The following is a 17,778-nucleotide window of genomic DNA, read 5'->3' on the forward strand; positions in this document are numbered from 1 at the left end:
GGCTGGCCGCAGGGTGCTCTTTGTTTTTCTGCGCTTGCTGTCTGCTCAAATTGTCACCAAAACTTCCCGCGATCTCTTATCCCCGTTATGGCATAATGCGCGCCAAATCACATTCCCAATGATATGAAGAGCGAGCGCTGTGTTAAGCACTAACAACATCACAGTGTTGTTTCATATGTAAAAGATAAACCGAATACTATGCATGCAACGTAGTATTCGGTTAATGACTATTTGTATCTATATAGTTACTCAACCATCAATTCCGAAATTCTATTTTTTGTCATATCATATTGACACTGAAACATTTTATTGACCTCTTGGTCTGTACCCTTCATCGATATTTTTCCGCAGATTGCTTCTTTGTTTTTTATCCATTGACGCTGTGCAGTGATAAGTCTTTTTTGTTTTTCTTGCCCAAGTGAATGCCAAACGTCACTAAGTTTTTTATCAATCGCCATAAAGTTATCACGAGAATCTGTAAGTGATGGATTGGATAATTGATTGCTACGTTGCAGTGCTGGGTCTTGAGGTTCTATTTTATGCTGTGCTTGTGCTTGTGCTTGTGCTTGTGCTTGTGCTTGTGCTTGTGTCTGTATTTTTTCTTGGTTTTTCTTTTCTAGTAGTAATTTTTCCTGCTCTCTGTATGGTTTTACTATCGCTAACGTGGAAATAAAGGCTGAACCAGAAGAAATGCTATTATTAATAGATGTTTCAACAAAAATTGTTTTATTATCATCTGTAGGTTGTATCGTGTAGTCGACTCTAGTTGAGAAGATGTTTGCATTTCGTTCTAAGTTGAATCGCTCCATAACCTTATCTAAATTTTTGTTATAATTTAATCTGTAAAAATCAGAAAGTTCACTGTATTGTTCTGGTTCTATTTTTATGCCGACAGTTGCTGAACATGTTCGCATCGAGCTATTTGGATCTTTACTTGTTGTAGTTATGTCTTTGATGTCAAAAATTATCTTATCAAGAGTTGAACGTTTGATGGCATTGGTGACATCTTCATATTTTGATGTTTGTTCTGAAATCTGTTCGAGTGCTGATTTTTTTAGGGATTCAGTGAGTGTTTGAGAACTTATATCACTAGAGCATTCTATTGTGTTTGTATTTTTAGAATCACAGCTTGCTAATAATAACGCAAGTGAAATTATAGTTAGTTTATTATTCACTCTCACTCCTCTGACTCTGATGGTTAATGTGTGAACTAATTATCATCTAATATCTTATCATATGATAATTCTAGTTTCATTGTAGCCCTCAGTCGGTGGTACCTAAATTTTCTCTACTGCTAACGATAGAATCACTGTTATATCTCTTTATTTCTATAGCGAGGAGGTTTTATGAGGCTACGCATATTTAAATAGGGAGAGAACGGTTGTAAGCAAGTTGTTTTAGTTTTGATAGTTCTGGTTTTCGGCCCTAGCCTTCTAGGCTGCAGTCATCTAGCACACTGGAAGTGTCTGGTACATATTACTAACGCGTAGACTTTTTGCACGGAATCCATTGCCTGCCTGGTGTGAGCTTTACCTTGATGCTCAAATTGTCACCAAAACTTCCCGCGATCTCTTATCCCCGTTATGGCATAATGCGCGCCAAATCACATTCCCAATGATATGAAGAGCGAGCGCTGTGTTAAGCACTAACAACATCACTATGCAGTTTGGCAGTAAGCCGCTGTTTGAAAACATCTCTGTTAAATTTGGTGGCGGTAACCGCTATGGTTTGATCGGGGCCAACGGCTGCGGCAAATCCACCTTTATGAAAATCCTGGGTGGCGATCTGGTACCGAGCGGCGGCAACGTGTTCCTCGACCCGAACGAACGCCTGGGTAAACTGCGTCAGGATCAGTTCGCTTTTGAGCAATACAGCGTGCTGGACACTGTCATCATGGGCCACCATGAACTGTGGGCAGTGAAGGAAGAGCGCGACCGCATTTACGCGATGGCCGAAATGAGCGAAGAAGACGGCTATAAAGTGGCCGATCTGGAAGTGGCTTATGGCGAGATGGACGGTTACACCGCTGAAGCGCGTGCCGGCGAACTGCTGCTCGGCGTAGGTATTCCGGTTGAACAGCACTACGGCCCAATGAGCGAAATTGCGCCGGGCTTCAAGCTGCGCGTATTGCTGGCACAGGCGTTGTTCTCCGATCCAGAAATCCTGCTGCTCGATGAACCGACGAACAACCTGGACATCGATACTATTCGTTGGCTGGAGCAGGTGCTGAACGAACGTAACAGCACCATGGTTATCATCTCGCATGACCGTCACTTCCTGAACATGGTGTGTACTCACATGGCGGATCTGGACTACGGCGAGCTGCGTGTCTATCCGGGCAACTACGACGAATACATGACGGCGGCCACTCAGGCGCGTGAGCGTCTGGTTGCGGATAATGCGAAGAAGAAGGCACAGATTAACGAACTGCAGTCGTTCGTGAGCCGCTTCAGCGCCAACGCGTCCAAATCCAAGCAGGCAACTTCGCGTGCACGCCAGATCGACAAGATCCAGCTGGAAGAAGTGAAGGCTTCAAGCCGCCAGAACCCGTTCATTCGTTTCGAACAGGACAAGAAACTGTTCCGTAACGCGCTGGAAGTAGAAGCACTGACCAAAGGCTTCGATAACGGCCCACTGTTCAGCAAGTTTAACCTGATGGTTGAAGTCGGCGAGAAAGTCGCGGTGCTGGGCCCGAACGGTATTGGTAAGTCTACCTTGCTGAAAACGCTGGTGGGCGACTCTCAGCCGGACAGCGGCAGCGTGAAATGGTCTGAAAACGCCAAGATTGGTTACTACGCGCAGGATCACGAATACGAGTTCGATGACACCCTGACGGTATTCGACTGGATGAGCCAGTGGAAACAGGAAAAAGACGACGAGCAGGCGGTGCGTAGCGTACTGGGTCGTTTGCTGTTCAGCCAGGACGACATCAAGAAGAAAGTGAAGGTGTTGTCGGGGGGGGAGAAGGGCCGCATGTTGTTCGGCAAGCTGATGATGCAGCGCCCTAACATCCTGATTATGGATGAACCAACCAACCACCTGGACATGGAATCCATCGAGTCGCTGAACATGGCGTTGGAAATGTACGAGGGCACCTTGATCTTCGTTTCCCATGACCGTGAGTTCGTTAGCTCGCTGGCAACCCGCGTACTGGAAATGACACCGACCAAGGTTGTCGACTTTACCGGCAACTACGAAGACTATCTGCGTAGCCAGGGTATCGTATAACGCTTCGGTAGGGGCGCGCCCCTAACCAGTGACACGCTAAGGCGGGAGCAATCCCGCCTTTTTTGTTGCTGTTATTCCCCGCCACACACCTCACACTGCGGGTTCTTCGGCAGTTTCATTTCGCGGAACTGCAGGGTCATTGCATCAAACATCAGCAGTTTACCGGTGAGTGGCTGGCCATACTGCGCCAGCAGCTTGATGGCCTCCATGGCCTGCAAGGTGCCAATCGTGCCGACCAGCGGTGCCATTACCCCGGCTTCAACGCAGGTCAGCGCATTGTCACCGAATAACCGGCTCAGGCAGCGGTAACAAGGCTCGTCAGGTTGATAGGTGAAGACACTGAGCTGCCCCTCCATACGGATCGCCGCACCGGATACCAAGGGTTTGCGTTGTGCGTGACACAGGCGGTTCAGCAGGTCGCGCGTCGCCACGTTGTCTGTGCAATCGAGCACCAGATCGCAGGCGGCAATCTGCGCCGCCATCTGTTCGTCATTCAGTTGGCCATCAAGGGTATCAATGTGAACATGGGGATTGATCGCGCTTAATTCGATGCGGGCAGACTCCACTTTTGCCATGCCGATGCGCGCGTCGCGATGCAGAACCTGGCGCTGCAGGTTGGAGAGCGAAACGGTGTCGAAATCAACCAGCGTCAGGTGACCCACGCCCGCCGCGACCAGATAGGGGGCGGCGGCGCAGCCCAACCCGCCGAGGCCGACAATCAGCACCCGTGCGGCTTTCAGTTTTTCCTGGCCGTCAAAGTCGAAGCCGCGCAGGATAATTTGGCGGTTATAGCGAAGCGCTTCGGCATCGGTTAATTCCGGCAGCATGCTCAGTTCCTCAGCAGGGCGTTGAAGGGCTCAACTTCGACCATTTCGCCTGCGGCAACAAAGCCGCGTTCGCGCTCCAATACGATAAAGCAGTTACCCTGACTGAATGAACTGAATATGTGCGACCCTTGATGCCCGGTAGTGCTCACTTCCAACTCACCCTGAGCATTGCTGGTAAACACGCCGCGCTGGAAATCGAGGCGACCAGGTGCCTTCTTCAATGGCGTCAATGTGCGGGCTTTTAGGCGCGGTGGCAGATGCCAGTCGCTGTGCCCGGCCAGTTTCGCCAAGAGCGGTTGTACCAGTTGGTAGAAGGTCAGGGCTGCGGAAACCGGGTTGCCCGGCAGGCCACAGAACCAAGCATGCTTTAATTTACCGAAAGCAAAAGGTTTACCCGGTTTGATTGCCAGCTTCCAGAAACTGACTTCGCCCAACTCATCGAGCATTTGCTTGGTGTAGTCGGCTTCACCCACCGAGACCCCACCGCTGCTGATCACCACATCTGCCTGACTGTCCGCCTGTTCAAAGGCCGCGCGCAACGCATGTTGATCATCACGGATAATGCCCAGATCCAGCGTCTCACAGCCGAGTTGTTCCAGCATCAGGCGCACAGCAAAACGGTTGGTATCATAAATTTGACCGGCCTGCAGGGGCTGGCCGACCGGTTGCAGTTCATCACCGGTAGAAAATACGGCTACCTTCAGTTTACGCATGACCTGTACGTCGGCGACGCCGAGCGAAGCCAACAAGGGCAACTGTGCGGCACCCAATCTCACACCTGCGGGCAACACCTCTGCGCCCTGGCGGATGTCTTCCCCGGCCAAGCGGATATTTTGCCCGGTTTGCACTTCAACGGTGAAGCGTACGCCAGCCTCACTCACCTCTGCTTGTTCCTGCATGATCACGGCTTCTGTACCCGCAGGGATAGGCGCGCCGGTCATGATGCGGATGCAGGAATTTGCCGGCCACTCACCGTTGAATGGCGCACCGGCAAAGGCTTTTCCGGCCACAGGCAGTGGCGTGTTGGCCTGCAAGTCGGCGAGGCGCACGGCGTAACCGTCCATGGCCGAGTTGGCGAACGGCGGGACATCAATAGGGGATATCACCGGTGCGGCAGTAATGCGGCCCGCAGCGGCGGTCAGGGCAATGGATTCGGTCTGTTGCAGGGGAGAAAGCTGGCTGAGCATCTTCTCTAATGCCTGCTCCAGGGAAATGAGATCGGAAGTATGGCAATGATCCATCGGGGGAGCTCCGTAATCAGGGTGCGCGAAATTTTCGGCAAAGTAGGGGTATTATGAAGGATGCTATGCTGATGTATACCCAAAATAATTGGAGTTGCATCACGGCGACAAGAGCATTCATCCCCGGGAGCTTACTCAAGTAAGTGACAGGGGGGATGCTCGCAGTTAACACAGATGCAGCTTCAAGTATGAAGGGTATAAACAACAGGAGGCAGTGATGCACACACAGGTATTAGACTTCTGGTTCGACGAGATCGAACCGGCATTGTGGTTCAAAAAGGATGATGATTTTGATCGCCTGCTGCATACGCGTTTTAGCGAGATTTGGCATGCCGCCGCTGCCGGAGAGTTGGCTCACTGGCGAGAAACCATTGAAGGGCGGCTGGCGGAGGTGATTGTCCTTGATCAGTTCAGCCGCAATTTGTTCCGGGGTACGCCACGTTCATTTGCCAGCGACTGTATGGCATTGGTGTTAGCGCAAGAGGCGATCCGCACCGGGCAGTGTGAACAGCTCAGCCCGGTGCAACGTGGTTTTCTCTATTTGCCTTTTATGCATTCGGAGTCGGCACTGATTCATCAGCAAGCGCTGGCGCTTTACCGAGAACTTGATAATGGCGATCAGTTGGATTTTGAATTGCGGCATAAAGCCATTATCGACCGTTTCGGCCGTTACCCGCACCGGAATGCGATATTAGGCCGTGTCTCTACGCCGGAAGAAGAAGCATTTTTGTTGTTACCGGGATCGGGGTTCTGAATATTGATTTTCTGCGTTCAGCCTGCGTAAAAACAGCAGGTTGAACCTGTGGTTTCGAAATGTTCAGAGATATCGGTTATTTCTTTAGATAATAGTTCTCCTTCCGTCAGGTGTTTTTACCAAAAATCCCAGCCGTTATTTATGACGTTTTGAGTGCGTTATAACCCACTGTTTTTATTCCATTAAGCTATTTCAATGTGCGAAATAATCTAAGCGGGCTACGCTAAAGGCTGAGCCATGACTTAATGCTTTACATAGAATGCCGGGCTAAATATAGTCGGGAAAAGATAAAATAAATAATTATCAGCCCGGAAACGGTGCGGGATTAACACAGGGTGTCAGGCAAATGAGCAAACCAGTGATTGCTATTCATGGCGGTGCGGGTGCAATTACCCGTGCGGCGCTGAGTGTTGAAAAGGAACAAGAGTATATTTTGGCGTTATCCAGCATTGTTGGCGCGGGTCAGGCGATTCTGGCCAGAGGCGGCAGCGCATTGGATGCGGTTACCGAAGCCGTAAGGTTACTGGAAGAGTGCCCGTTGTTTAACGCAGGCAAAGGTTCCGTGTTTACCCATCAGGGCACGCATGAATTGGATGCTTGTGTGATGGATGGCCGAACCTGTGATGCTGGCGCCGTGGCGTGCGTGAGCCGGATACGCAATCCGGTGCTGGCTGCGCGCGCGGTACTGGAAAACAGCCAACACGTCTTGTTCGCCGCAGAGGGCGCTGAGAAATTCGCCGCCGCCCATGGCCTGGAAATGGTCTCCCCCGACTTCTTCTTTACCCAACAGCGTTTTGACCAATTGCACCGTGCTCAGGCGGAGCAGGGGCGCGTGTTGCTCGATCATGACGGTGCCGCACAGACCGGTGAGCCGATTGATCCCGATCGTAAATTCGGCACCGTGGGTGCGGTGGCGCTGGACGTCATGGGCAACCTGGCGGCAGCGACCTCGACCGGCGGAATGACGAACAAACAAGCGGGTCGGGTCGGTGATACGCCCATTATCGGCGCCGGTTGCTATGCCAATAACGCCACCGTGGCGGTGTCTAGTACCGGCACGGGTGAGATATTCATGCGCGGCGTGTCGGCCTATGACGTTTCCGCCTTGATGGAGTATGCCGGTCTCAGCTTGCAACAGGCCAGCGACCGGGTGGTAATGGAAAAGCTGCTGGCGATGGGTGGCAGCGGCGGCATGATCGCCATCGACAGCCAGGGTAACGTGGCGCTGCCTTTTAATAGTGAAGGTATGTACCGCGGTTTTGGTTATGTCGGCGATGCGCCGTCGGTAGGGATTTATCGCTAATCGATCGCCAGGAGGGTGCATGACTGAGACCTTAATGCCACCCGCGGCCGACAGTGGGTTAGTGCTGCCACCGCAGCGCGTACTGTCGGTGCGTGATCTGAGTATTCAATTTCATCAACAGAGCGAAACCGTCAACGCGGTGCGTAACCTGTCATTTGATGTCGATCGCGGTGAAACGCTGGCGATCGTGGGCGAGTCCGGTTCAGGAAAGTCCGTCACTTCGCTGGCATTGATGCGTTTAGTCGAGCAGGGGGGCGGGGAAATCGTCAGTGGTGCCATGCCGTTTCGGCGGCGTAGCGGTGACGTGCTGGATCTGGCCCAGGCGCCTCAGGGCATGCTGCGCAGGGTTCGCGGTGCCGATATGGCGATGATTTTTCAGGAACCCATGACCTCGCTGAATCCGGTCTTCCCGGTAGGTGAGCAGATCGCCGAATCCTTACGCCTGCATCAGGCAATGGATCACCGCACGGCGAAGCAAGCCGCTTTACAGATGCTCGACCTGGTACGGATCCCTGAAGCCAAAGACGTGCTCAAGCGCTATCCGCATCAGCTTTCCGGCGGTATGCGTCAGCGGGTGATGATCGCCATGGCGCTCTCTTGCAAACCTGCTTTATTGATCGCTGACGAACCGACTACCGCGCTGGACGTGACCATTCAGGCGCAGATCCTGCAGCTTATCCGTGTGCTTCAGCAGGAAATGCAGATGGGGGTGATTTTCATTACTCACGACATGGGCGTAGTGGCGGAGATTGCCGACCGGGTACTGGTGATGCGCCAGGGGGAGAGCGTCGAACAGGGGACAGTGAGAGACGTGTTCACCGCCCCGCAACAGCCGTATACCCAGGCATTGCTGGCCGCGGTACCGAAGCTCGGTTCGATGGCGACGCAAGACTTTCCGGCCAAGTTTCCGTTGCCGGACGGTACGGACAATGGTGGGCCGCAGGACACCGTGCCGTCAGGCGCCTCGCCGATCCTACGGGTAGAAAACCTGGTTACTCGCTTTGATCTGCGCAGCGGCATTCTGAACCGTGTCACCCGTCAGGTACATGCGGTGGAAAATGTCAGCTTTGATCTTTACCCCGGAGAAACGCTGGGTTTGGTGGGGGAGTCAGGTTGCGGAAAATCGACCACCGGCCGTTCGTTGCTGAAGCTGGTGGACAGCCAGCGCGGTACCATTACTTTTGATGGTCGTCAGATTAATCAATTGAAAGGGTCGGCATTACAGCATGTGCGGCGAGACATTCAGTTTATTTTCCAGGACCCCTACGCCTCACTTGACCCACGTTTGACCGTCGGTTTCTCGATTATGGAACCCTTGCTGATACATAACGTGATGCGCGGCAAGGCGGCGCAAGAGAGGGTCGCCTGGCTGCTGGAGCGTGTCGGATTGAAACCGGAACACGCTCGGCGCTACCCACATGAATTCTCCGGCGGGCAGCGGCAGCGCATCTGCATTGCACGTGCGTTGGCACTCAATCCTAAAGTCGTGATCGCCGACGAGTCGGTGTCGGCTCTCGATGTGTCGATTCAGGCGCAGATCGTCAACCTGCTGCTCGATTTACAGCGTGAGTTTGGCATCGCCTTTTTATTTATCTCCCATGATATGGCCGTGGTGGAGCGTATTAGCCACCGCGTCGCCGTGATGTTCCTCGGGCAGATCGTTGAGATCGGCCCACGTCGTGCGGTGTTTGATAACCCCCAGCATGCCTATACGCGCAAGCTGATGGCGGCCGTGCCGGTGGCCGATCCGACCCATGATCACAAACGCCAGCCGCTGCTGGTAGATGAAATCCCCAGCCCGATCCGCGCATTGGGTGATGAACCCGTTACCGCACCGCTGGTGCAGGTTGGCCCCGGGCACTTTGTTGCCCGTCACCCGATCGCCGGTGCCTTTTAGTGACCTCAGGAGAAGCAAGCACCATGAAGCACACATTCAAACGTAAGGCATTAGCGGCCGTCGTGCTGCTGGCGGCGGTGGGCGCAGGCCCAGCTTGGGCAGCAAAGGATGCGGTGATCGCCGTCGCGTCCAACTTCACCACGCTTGATCCCTATGATGCCAATGACACGTTGTCACAGGCGGTGGCCAAATCCTTCTATCAGGGCCTGTTTGGTTTTGATAAGGATATGAAACTGGTGAACGTATTGGCTGATAGCTACGAGGTGAGCCCAGACGGTTTGACCTACACCGTCAAGCTGCACCCGGGGGTGAAATTCCACGACGGTACCGAGTTTAATGCCGAGGCGGTGAAGGTTAACCTGGATCGCGCCAGCAACCCGGACAACCACCTCAAACGCTACAACCTGTTCAAGATGATCGACAAAACCGAGGTGGTGGACGCCACCACGGTGAAGATTGTGCTGAAGGCGCCGTTCTCGGCGTTTATCAACAACCTGGCACACCCGGCAGCGGTGATCATATCCCCGGCGGCGCTGAAGCAGTACGGCAAAGAGATCGGTTTCCATCCTGTCGGCACCGGCCCGTATCAATTCGTGACCTGGAACCAAACCGACTTCGTCAAGGTGAAAAAGTTTGATGGGTATTGGAAACCGGGGCTACCTAAGCTCGACAGCATCACCTGGCGACCGATAGTGGACAACAATACCCGAGCGGCGATGTTGCAAACCGGCGAGGCGACCTTTGCCTTCCCGATCCCTTATGAGCAAGCCAAGGTGTTGGAAGGCAATGCCAAGCTTGATCTGGTGGCCGCTCCCTCGATTCTGCAGCGTTATATCAGCCTGAACGTGACCCAAAAGCCCTTTGACAACCTGAAGGTCCGTCAGGCGCTAAACTACGCCATCAACAAAGATGCGTTGATCAAGGTGGCGTTCTCCGGCTATGCGGTACCGGCAGAAGGGCCGGTGCCACCGGCCATCGATTTTGCTACCCGTTATAAGCCGTGGCCGTACGATCCGGCCAAGGCCCGCGAACTGCTGAAAGAGGCTGGCTATCCTAACGGTTTCACGACCACGCTGTGGTCCTCTCATAACCACAGTACTGCGCAAAAAGTACTGCAATTTGCCCAGCAGCAGTTGGCGCAGGTTGGGGTGAAAGTGACGGTCACTGCCATGGATGCCGGCCAGCGTGCGGCGCAGGTGGAAAGCGTTGGAGTGAAGGACACCGGGGTACGGATGTTCTATACCGGCTGGTCTGCGTCAACCGGTGAGGCAGATTGGGCACTGTCGCCGTTGTTCTCTACCCAGGCCGCACCGCCGAAGCAGTTCAACACGGCGTTTTACAGCAATCCGCAGGTGGATCAGGATCTGACCAGTGCTCTGGCGACGACCGATCGTGCCGAAAAGCAAAAACTGTACAAGGATGCACAGGATCGTATTTGGGCTGACGCACCCTGGATCTTCCTGGCGACAGAACGCCTGTTGTCCGCCAATAACAAGCAGTTGAGTGGTTTCTATGTAATGCCGGATACCTCGTTCAACTTTGACAATGCCGACCTTAAATAAGGCACCCATCCCCGCTCTCTTCGAGGGCGGGGTGAGGGGACTCGCGCGAGATGCTTAATTATTTTCTGAAACGACTGTTAGGCCTAATCCCGACGTTATTGATTGTCGCGGTGCTGGTGTTTCTGTTCGTCCATATGTTGCCTGGTGATCCGGCCCGGCTGGCGGCAGGCCCGGAAGCCGACGAGGCGGTGGTGCAACTGGTCCGTAAGGATTTGGGGTTGGACAAGCCGCTACCGCAGCAGTTTGTGCACTTTTTTGTCAATGCGCTGCAGGGGGATTTTGGCACCTCGATGGTATCCAAACGCCCAGTGAGCGAAGAAATCGGCTCGCGTTTCCTGCCGACGTTGTGGCTGACTCTGACCAGCATGCTGTGGGCGACGATCTTCGGTATGGGGATCGGCATGGTGTCTGCTGTATGGCGCAATAAGTGGCCCGATCGCCTCGGTATGACGCTGGCCGTTTCTGGGATTTCATTCCCCGCGTTTGCACTTGGTATGCTGCTGATGCAGGTGTTTTCCGTCAATCTGGGTTGGCTGCCGACGGTGGGCGCGGACAGCTGGCGGCACTATATCTTGCCCTCCATCACGCTGGGAGCAGCGGTGGCGGCGGTGATGGCGCGTTTTACCCGTGCTTCATTCGTGGAAGTGCTGCAAGAGGACTATATGCGCACTGCGCGGGCCAAGGGGGTACGGGAAACCATGGTGGTGGTGAAACATGGGATGCGCAATGCGATGATCCCGGTGGTCACCATGATGGGGTTACAGTTTGGCTTTTTGCTCGGCGGTTCGATCGTCGTGGAGAAAGTGTTCAACTGGCCGGGGCTGGGCAGGCTGTTGGTCGACTCGGTGGAGATGCGTGATTATCCGGTGATCCAGGCTGAAGTCTTGCTGTTTTCGTTGGAGTTTATTTTGATTAACTTGTTGGTGGACCTGCTGTATGCGGCAATTAACCCGGCGATACGCTACAAATGAGGACGCGGGATGATTAAGCATTGGCGACGTAATGCCGTACTGAAAGCGCTACCGACGATGGATTCTCACGCAGTGCGTACGCCATGGCATGAGTTCTGGCGGCGTTTCCGCCAACAACGCGTGGCGCTGTTGGCCGGGGCGCTGGTGGTGGTGTTGGCGGTAGCCGCATTGCTGGCGCCCTATCTGGTGCCCTTTGATGCGGAAAACTACTTTGATTATGACCGACTGAACGAAGGCCCTTCGTTAATGCATTGGCTGGGGGTGGATTCACTGGGGCGGGATATTTTTAGCCGCATTCTGATGGGGGCGCGTATCTCACTGGCTGCCGGGGTGTTTTCGGTGCTGGTCGGCGGCGTGATTGGGACGTTGCTGGGCCTGTTGGCGGGTTACTACGAAGGCTGGTGGGATCGCATCACCATGCGTATTTGCGACGTGCTGTTTGCCTTCCCCGGCATTTTGCTGGCAATCGGTGTGGTGGCGATAATGGGCAGCGGCATGGCCAATGTGATCATTGCGGTGGCCATTTTCAGCATCCCGGCATTTGCCCGGCTGGTACGAGGCAACACGCTGGTGTTGAAGCACCTGACCTATATCGAGTCGGCACGCAGCCTGGGGGCGTCGGACTGGACCATTATCATGCGGCATATATTCCCTGGGACGATTTCGTCGATCGTGGTCTATTTTACTATGCGTATCGGCACATCCATCATCACCGCCGCCAGCCTGTCATTCCTCGGTTTGGGCGCGCAACCCCCCACGCCGGAATGGGGGGCGATGCTTAATGAAGCGCGAGCGGATATGGTGATTGCACCACACGTGGCGATTTTCCCCAGCCTGGCGATATTCATTACCGTATTGGCATTTAACCTGTTGGGGGATGGGCTGCGAGATGCCTTGGATCCGAAATTGAAGGGATGATTTTCTGTGAGGCAGGGGCGGAGTGCGGCATAGTTTGATTGGTATACCCCTGCTTCATGAGTATAATTGATGATTATTTAATCCATGCGTCAAGCAGGGGTGAAAGTATGTCTGCAGTCAATAATAGCTCGACAAAAAAAACGGTAAACGTGACTGTTGATCGCGAACTTTTCCAGAAGGCAAAGGCTCTCGGCGTCAATGTATCCTCAGTATTGGCTGATGCTTTAAATGCTCGGGTACGCGATATTGAAATTCAACAATGGCGTGAGGAAAATCGACATGCATTGGAAGAGCTCAACCGTATTTCTGAAGAGAATGGTTTGCTTTCTGATGAATACAAGGTGTTCTGACTATGCAGTTCACGGTTTATCATAATACGCATCCTGCCTCCGCTTACCCTATCTACTGGATGTTCAAAGCGATCTTATTGATGTCCTTTCGACAAAATTAGTGATTCCTCTCTACCCTCTGGACAAAATCAGAACGAAAATTCCTCCGCGTTTGTGTCCGGAAATTGAGGTTAATGGGGCGCGCTATTTGGCCATGACGCACGAAATGGCCAGCGTGCGGCGGACGCAGATTGGGGATGTTGCTGGTAATGCGAGTGAACAGAGAAATCAAATTAAGGCCGCCATTGATTTTCTGATTGATGGTTTCTGATTAAATCCTGTCGTCAGCCCCCGTTGAATATTCTATTACCGGAGCCGAAATGCGGTGTGCTGGCTTATTTCGCCATCTGAAAAGTGTGCAATCTGGCGCAAGCCTTTTACCCTTGGTACAAAGGTATAGAGACAGTTTCTTCGCGTTCTGAGTAAGGGATTTGGCAGTCATACGCCGCCAAACCCCTTTATTTGGCTTTATTTATCGGAACAGATGCTCGGCGTGGAAACGCAGATGGTCTTCAATAAAACTGGCGATGGTAAAATAGCTGTGATCGTAACCCGGCTGGATGCGCAAGGTCAGCGGCCAGTCGCGTTGGCGTGCCAGTTCGGCCAGCTTGGCAGGTTGCAGTTGATCGGCCAGGAATTGATCGTCATCCCCCTGATCCACCAACACCGGCATTTTTTCCGCACCATTGGCCAGCAGATGACAACTGTCATATTGCAGCCACTGACTTTCGTCATCCCCCAAATAGGTGCTGAAGGCTTTACGCCCCCAGGGTACCTGGCAGGGGTTCACGATCGGCGCGAACGCCGAGACAGAACGGAAACGCTGAGGATTGCGGAATGCCATCATCAATGCACCGTGACCGCCCATAGAGTGACCGAAAATCGACTGACGGTCGCTTACGCTGAAATGCTGATTAATTAACGCCGGCAACTCATCGCTGATGTAGTCGTACATCCGGAAGTGTTTGTCCCAGGGAGCCTGGGTGGCATTCAAATAGAAACCGGCACCCTGGCCCAGATCGTACCCTTCATCATTGGGGACATCCTCGCCGCGTGGGCTGGTATCAGCCATAACCAGTATCAGTCCCAGTTCAGCAGCGATGCGCTGTGCGCCGGCCTTCAACGTGAAGTTTTCATCATTGCAGGTCAGCCCCGACAGCCAGTACAGCACCGGCGGCGGGTTATCGTCGCGCGGTGGTGGCAGATAGATGCTGAAAGTCATGTTGCAATTCAGGCTCTGCGCCGCATGGCGGTAGCGCTGTTGCCAGCCGCCGAACATACGGTGCTCTTCGAGAAGTTCTAATGACAAAGTCATCTCTGCCTCCTGGCTTATTTTTTATCGAAGTGAATAACGGAACGGATAGATTTGCCTTCGTGCATCAAATCGAACGCCTCGTTAATCTGTTCGAGTCCCATGGTATGCGTAATAAAGTCGTTCAGAGCGAACTCGCCGTCCATGTAGCGTTGGACAATACCTGGCAGTTGCGAACGGCCCTTCACGCCACCAAAGGCGGAGCCACGCCACACACGGCCGGTCACCAGTTGGAACGGACGGGTAGAGATCTCTTGACCGGCACCGGCTACACCGATAATGACGGATTCACCCCAGCCTTTATGACAACATTCCAGCGCCGAGCGCATTACGTTGACGTTACCGATACACTCGAAGGAGAAATCAACGCCGCCGTCGGTCAGTTCGACGATCACATCCTGAATCGGCTTATCGTAATCTTTCGGGTTGATCAGATCGGTCGCGCCCAGTTTGCGTGCCAAATCGAATTTGCTGGTGTTGATATCAATGCCGATGATGCGGCCTGCACCGGCCATCTGTGCACCGATGATGGCCGACAAACCAATGCCCCCGAGGCCGAAGATAGCGACGGTATCGCCTTTTTGCACCTTGGCCGTGTTGATCACCGCACCCATGCCGGTGGTGACGCCGCAACCCAGCAGGCAGACTTCTTCCAGCGGGGCTTCTTTACTGATTTTTGCCAGTGAAATTTCCGGTACCACGGTGTATTCGGAGAAGGTTGAAGTACCCATGTAGTGGAAGATGGGCTTGCCGTCTTTGAAGAAGCGGGTGGTGCCGTCCGGCATCAGACCTTTGCCCTGGGTGGCACGGATCGCCTGGCACAGGTTGGTTTTGCCGGATTTACAGAATTTGCACTCGCCGCATTCTGGGGTGTATAGCGGGATCACATGATCGCCGACTGCGACGCTGGTGACGCCTTCACCGATAGCCTCAACCACGCCACCGCCTTCATGCCCGAGGATCGCCGGGAATACGCCTTCTGGATCTGCACCAGACAGGGTGTAGGCATCCGTGTGGCAGACGCCGGTGGCGACGATCCGCACCAGCACTTCGCCTTTTTGTGGTGGCATCAGATCGACTTCTTCAATCTTCAGTGGCTGGTTCGGGCCCCAGGCAACGGCGGCACGGGTTTTGATCATTTCCATCATAGTCTCCAGTGGTCTATTTTTTAAATCAGGCTATATCGATAGCATTTGGTAAGTCGTAGGCAGTATTTTCAACCGTGGCGGTTTCTGCCTGTTCAATGATTAATTCTTTCAGGGCGCGTACGTTTGGCCCAAAGGCGTCGCGTCGCCACAACAGCCAGGTGGCGGTTTGGGCGATATCATCCGGCAGGGTATGCACTTTTACTCGTTCATGACCCGGTAGCAGGCTGAGGACAGAATGCGGGATCATCGCCAACCCCGCACCGCTGGCAACGCAGGCCAACATCGCGTGGTAGGACTGTATTTCCATCACTTGGCCTGGAAGCACACCTTCACGCTTGAACCAGGATTCCAGCCGCAGTCGGTAAGAGCAACTGGCGCGGAAGGCGAACAAGGTTTCACCCTTGGCGTCTTTGGCGTTATGGATCGGCAGGTGGTCGAGACAGGAGATCACCACCATATGTTCGGGGAAGGCGATGCAACCGTTGAGTTCATCGTACTGGACCGGCCCGTCGACCAAGGCGGCCGCCAGTGTGCCGGCACGCACACGTTCCGTGATTTCGCCGGAAGTGCCGGTGCTCAGCGACAGCGAAACCTGCGAGAAGCGCTGGTGATACGCCGCCAGCAATGTGGGCAAACGGGTGGCGGCAGTGCTTTCCATTGAACCAATGGCGAAGTTGCCTGCGGGCTCACCGGCATGAGTGATGCTCATGGCCTCTTCGCTCAGTGCCAGGATGCGATGGGCGTAACAGAGAAAATTATGGCCCATCGGTGAAAGCCGCAGGCGCTGTTTTTCGCGGATAAATAGATCGGTACCCAGTTCCACTTCGAGCTGGCGCAGGCGTGTGGTCAGGTTCGACGGCACGCGGTGCAATTGCTCGGCGGCACGGGCGACAGAGCCCGTTTCGGCAACGCTGCAGAACATTCGGAGCTGGGTCAGATCCATAGTATTCTCTTTTCGTGATGAACTTGATGAGTATTATTCAGTTTTTGTAAGTGTAATGCTACGGCATGATACTGGCAACTTTCTTTTAACAGTTTGGATAACACTACATGGCCATAAGAATTGCCCTGAGCGGTTTTATTGCGTTGATCGTCGCCATGGGGATTGGCCGTTTTGCCTTCACCCCGCAGGTGCCGCTGATGATTGCCGAACACCAGTTCACCCTGACCGGGGCTGGATTGGTGGCAGCCATCAATTATTTGGGGTACCTGTGCGGTGCTTACGACGCTATGCGTGCCAGCCGACATGTCGAGCGTCGACTGTGGCTAGGCGTGTGGGGAGCCGTGCTCTTGACGCTGCTTTCCGCCTGGGTTCAGGGCGAGTGGTGGCATGGTACCGTGCGCTTTTTCATCGGTTGGGCCAGCGGCTGGTCGATGGTATTGGTCGCGGCCTGGACCAACGAGCGGTTGGCACACTATGGCCGGCCGGCACTCAGTGCCGCGGTGTTTGCTGGCCCAGGGGCCGGGATTTTTATCAGCGGCATGTTGGCGGTCGGCATTCACAGTATGGCGCTGACAGCGTCACAAGCCTGGATGGTGTACGGTACGTTGGCGCTGGTGCTGATCGGCGCAATCAGCATTAACCTGCCGAAGGCCGGCGAGTTACACCGGCCAAATGTTGCCCCAGAGCCGCTGCTGCTCACCCCGGCGCTTAAGCGCCTGGTATGGAGCTACAGTTTGGCAGGCTTTGGTTATATTCTGCCGGCCACCTTCCTGTCGCAGATGGCGGCCGCACGTTTTCCTGGCAGTGTCTTTGCGCAATTTGTCTGGCCGATCTTCGGTGGGGCGGCAGTATTGGGGATTATTCTCGGCATTCTGACTCGACACCGGCTGACGACCCAGACGCGTTTGGCTATCACCCTGTGGGTACAGGCGTTAGGGGTTTTAAGTGCGGAAATTGTGCCGGGGGTTGCCGGGCTGGCGTTGGGGGCGCTGCTGACCGGCGGTGGTTTCCTCAGTGTGGTGCAGTTATCTATCCAGCACGGCCGCGAGTTGGCGCCCAACCATGCACGATATATGGCGGGTTTATTGACCACCGGTTACGCGATTGGTCAGTTAGTCGGCCCTACGCTGTCGGCCTTATCAACCGCACTGACCCATAGGTTGGAGCCTGCATTATACATTGCCGTCGTGGCGTTGATCGTGGCCGGTCTGCTGGTGGTCAATACGCCGGCACGCGAGCTGGCGCGAAAACCGATGCCGCAATGATTAAATTCCGTACAAAAAAC

Annotated in this window: 16 protein-coding genes; 10 read left to right on the forward strand and 6 right to left on the reverse strand. The window is 54.0% G+C overall.

From position 1 onward, the window contains the following. Positions 1-245 precede the first annotated feature (245 nt). On the reverse strand, positions 246-1,175 hold the full coding sequence (locus tag JOE25_RS01325) for a lysozyme inhibitor LprI family protein (RefSeq protein WP_209632420.1): 930 nt from the start codon (positions 1,173-1,175) through the stop codon (positions 246-248). Positions 1,176-1,635: 460 nt separating this feature from the next. On the opposite strand from JOE25_RS01325, the gene JOE25_RS01330 reads away from it, so the two are divergent. Continuing rightward, entirely contained in the window at positions 1,636-3,228 is a 1,593-nt protein-coding gene (locus JOE25_RS01330; protein WP_209632421.1) for an ABC-F family ATPase, read from the forward strand. A 71-nt stretch (positions 3,229-3,299) separates the two neighbouring features. Here JOE25_RS01330 and moeB read toward each other — a convergent pair whose 3' ends face one another. Then, positions 3,300-4,055, reverse strand: a complete 756-nt coding sequence (moeB, locus tag JOE25_RS01335; RefSeq protein ID WP_209632422.1) for a molybdopterin-synthase adenylyltransferase MoeB — start codon at positions 4,053-4,055, stop codon at positions 3,300-3,302. 2 nt (positions 4,056-4,057) lie between these two features. Further along, positions 4,058-5,296 carry a molybdopterin molybdotransferase MoeA gene (moeA, locus tag JOE25_RS01340; RefSeq protein WP_209632423.1) on the reverse strand — a complete coding sequence of 413 codons (1,239 nt, stop codon included), beginning with the start codon at positions 5,294-5,296 and terminating at the stop codon, positions 4,058-4,060. A gap of 217 nt (positions 5,297-5,513) precedes the next feature. Between moeA and JOE25_RS01345 the strand changes: the two genes are divergently transcribed. From JOE25_RS01345 to JOE25_RS01380, 8 genes are all read left to right on the forward strand, one after another. Beyond that, positions 5,514-6,050, forward strand: a complete 537-nt coding sequence (locus JOE25_RS01345; RefSeq protein ID WP_209632424.1) for a DUF924 family protein — start codon at positions 5,514-5,516, stop codon at positions 6,048-6,050. Positions 6,051-6,396: 346 nt separating this feature from the next. Next, entirely contained in the window at positions 6,397-7,353 is a 957-nt protein-coding gene (locus JOE25_RS01350) for an isoaspartyl peptidase/L-asparaginase (RefSeq protein WP_209632425.1), read from the forward strand. 19 nt (positions 7,354-7,372) lie between these two features. Continuing rightward, complete coding sequence (locus tag JOE25_RS01355; protein WP_209632426.1) at positions 7,373-9,250, forward strand: dipeptide ABC transporter ATP-binding protein; 1,878 nt, start codon at positions 7,373-7,375, stop codon at positions 9,248-9,250. 23 nt (positions 9,251-9,273) lie between these two features. After that, positions 9,274-10,812, forward strand: coding sequence for a glutathione ABC transporter substrate-binding protein GsiB (gsiB, locus tag JOE25_RS01360; RefSeq protein WP_209632427.1), 1,539 nt, complete (start codon positions 9,274-9,276; stop codon positions 10,810-10,812). Between the two features lie 50 nt (positions 10,813-10,862). Further along, positions 10,863-11,783: a glutathione ABC transporter permease GsiC gene (gene gsiC / locus JOE25_RS01365; RefSeq protein ID WP_209632428.1), complete on the forward strand. Its 921-nt coding sequence runs from the start codon at positions 10,863-10,865 to the stop codon at positions 11,781-11,783. A gap of 9 nt (positions 11,784-11,792) precedes the next feature. Then, the gene (gene gsiD / locus JOE25_RS01370; protein WP_209632429.1) at positions 11,793-12,701 is read left to right on the forward strand and encodes a glutathione ABC transporter permease GsiD; all 909 of its coding nucleotides are present in this window, start codon (positions 11,793-11,795) and stop codon (positions 12,699-12,701) included. Positions 12,702-12,808: 107 nt separating this feature from the next. Beyond that, entirely contained in the window at positions 12,809-13,051 is a 243-nt protein-coding gene (locus JOE25_RS01375; RefSeq protein ID WP_209632430.1) for a type II toxin-antitoxin system CcdA family antitoxin, read from the forward strand. Between the two features lie 100 nt (positions 13,052-13,151). After that, positions 13,152-13,361 (forward strand): CcdB family protein, encoded by a 210-nt coding sequence (locus JOE25_RS01380; protein ID WP_314586822.1) that lies wholly within the window; start codon positions 13,152-13,154, stop codon positions 13,359-13,361. A 201-nt stretch (positions 13,362-13,562) separates the two neighbouring features. Here the strand turns inward: JOE25_RS01380 and fghA are convergent, their stop codons facing one another. From fghA to JOE25_RS01395, 3 genes are read right to left on the reverse strand one after another with little or no spacing between them, the layout of a single operon-like run. Next, a complete protein-coding gene (gene fghA, locus JOE25_RS01385) occupies positions 13,563-14,405 on the reverse strand; it encodes an S-formylglutathione hydrolase (protein ID WP_209632431.1) in 843 nt (280 codons plus the stop codon). A gap of 14 nt (positions 14,406-14,419) precedes the next feature. Further along, entirely contained in the window at positions 14,420-15,547 is a 1,128-nt protein-coding gene (locus tag JOE25_RS01390) for an S-(hydroxymethyl)glutathione dehydrogenase/class III alcohol dehydrogenase (protein WP_012005990.1), read from the reverse strand. A 28-nt stretch (positions 15,548-15,575) separates the two neighbouring features. Further along, a complete protein-coding gene (locus JOE25_RS01395; protein ID WP_209632432.1) occupies positions 15,576-16,493 on the reverse strand; it encodes a LysR family transcriptional regulator in 918 nt (305 codons plus the stop codon). 107 nt (positions 16,494-16,600) lie between these two features. Here JOE25_RS01395 and JOE25_RS01400 point away from each other — a divergent pair, with 107 nt between their 5' ends. Then, complete coding sequence (locus tag JOE25_RS01400; RefSeq protein ID WP_209632433.1) at positions 16,601-17,758, forward strand: YbfB/YjiJ family MFS transporter; 1,158 nt, start codon at positions 16,601-16,603, stop codon at positions 17,756-17,758. Positions 17,759-17,778: the final 20 nt, after the last annotated feature.

Origin of the sequence: Serratia sp. PL17, assembly GCF_017832355.1 — a bacterium.
Lineage (GTDB): Bacteria > Pseudomonadota > Gammaproteobacteria > Enterobacterales > Enterobacteriaceae > Serratia.

Excerpts from the sequence above, each read along its gene's own strand:
- moeB (WP_209632422.1), bottom strand. The coding sequence starts at position 4,055 with ATGCTGCCGGAATTAACCGATGCCGAAGCGCTTCGCTATAACCGCCAA.
- moeA (WP_209632423.1), bottom strand. The coding sequence starts at position 5,296 with ATGGATCATTGCCATACTTCCGATCTCATTTCCCTGGAGCAGGCATTA.
- JOE25_RS01345 (WP_209632424.1), top strand. The coding sequence starts at position 5,514 with ATGCACACACAGGTATTAGACTTCTGGTTCGACGAGATCGAACCGGCA.
- JOE25_RS01350 (WP_209632425.1), top strand. The coding sequence starts at position 6,397 with ATGAGCAAACCAGTGATTGCTATTCATGGCGGTGCGGGTGCAATTACC.
- JOE25_RS01355 (WP_209632426.1), top strand. The coding sequence starts at position 7,373 with ATGACTGAGACCTTAATGCCACCCGCGGCCGACAGTGGGTTAGTGCTG.
- gsiB (WP_209632427.1), top strand. The coding sequence starts at position 9,274 with ATGAAGCACACATTCAAACGTAAGGCATTAGCGGCCGTCGTGCTGCTG.
- gsiC (WP_209632428.1), top strand. The coding sequence starts at position 10,863 with ATGCTTAATTATTTTCTGAAACGACTGTTAGGCCTAATCCCGACGTTA.
- gsiD (WP_209632429.1), top strand. The coding sequence starts at position 11,793 with ATGATTAAGCATTGGCGACGTAATGCCGTACTGAAAGCGCTACCGACG.
- JOE25_RS01375 (WP_209632430.1), top strand. The coding sequence starts at position 12,809 with ATGTCTGCAGTCAATAATAGCTCGACAAAAAAAACGGTAAACGTGACT.
- fghA (WP_209632431.1), bottom strand. The coding sequence starts at position 14,405 with ATGACTTTGTCATTAGAACTTCTCGAAGAGCACCGTATGTTCGGCGGC.
- JOE25_RS01390 (WP_012005990.1), bottom strand. The coding sequence starts at position 15,547 with ATGGAAATGATCAAAACCCGTGCCGCCGTTGCCTGGGGCCCGAACCAG.
- JOE25_RS01395 (WP_209632432.1), bottom strand. The coding sequence starts at position 16,493 with ATGGATCTGACCCAGCTCCGAATGTTCTGCAGCGTTGCCGAAACGGGC.
- JOE25_RS01400 (WP_209632433.1), top strand. The coding sequence starts at position 16,601 with ATGGCCATAAGAATTGCCCTGAGCGGTTTTATTGCGTTGATCGTCGCC.